The 672-nt window shown below is 43.3% G+C and carries 1 protein-coding gene; it reads right to left on the bottom strand.

From position 1 onward, the window contains the following. Positions 1-672: mucin-binding protein (locus tag QM917_RS10595; protein WP_414285733.1), on the bottom strand; the 672-nt coding region annotated here is incomplete at both ends.

Below are 672 nucleotides of genomic sequence, written 5' to 3'. Positions count from 1 at the left end.
TTTCTTCACATCATTTACGATTGGTACGTAGATGATTGGTGTGTCGTCACCTGGGTTTGTTGGAAGGTTTGGAAGCTCCTTACCTGGTTCTACTGGTTGACCTGGTTTGCTTGGATCTTTTGGATCTGGCAAGTATGGGTTGTAGCCTGGTACGTCTGGAACGATTGGTTTACCTGGTTTACCTGGATCTGTTGGATCATTTGGATATTTCACATCTGGTGTTGATGGGAATTTCGGATCATCAGATTTCGGAACCAAGCTACCAAGCGGTTTGTAAGTAACTGTATCTATTGCTTCAGGATTTTCTGGAGTAACTGTCTTACCACCGGCTTCTGACTTATCAGCGTAGTAACCTGGAATTACTGGAACAGATACCTTACCGTAAGTATGGCTCTTCTCATTCCATGTTGTAGTTCCAGAAGCTTTGTTTTCTTTACCAGTGAAGGTGAAGTCATCTTGGACATTGTCAGCTGGAGTCTTATCACCTGCTCCTTCAAACTTAACTGTTTGTTTAGTTGATTTCTTCACATCATTTACGATTGGTACGTAGATGATTGGTGTGTCGTCACCTGGGTTTGTTGGAAGGTTTGGAAGCTCCTTACCTGGTTCTACTGGTTGACCTGGTTTGCTTGGATCTTTTGGATCTGGCAAGTATGGTTTGTAGCCTGGTAC

The organism is Streptococcus infantis (genome assembly GCF_047460685.1).
GTDB lineage: Bacteria > Bacillota > Bacilli > Lactobacillales > Streptococcaceae > Streptococcus > Streptococcus infantis_AD.
The sequence above is the reverse complement of the archived record's forward strand: the minus strand, read 5'-3'. Positions and strand labels throughout refer to the sequence as shown.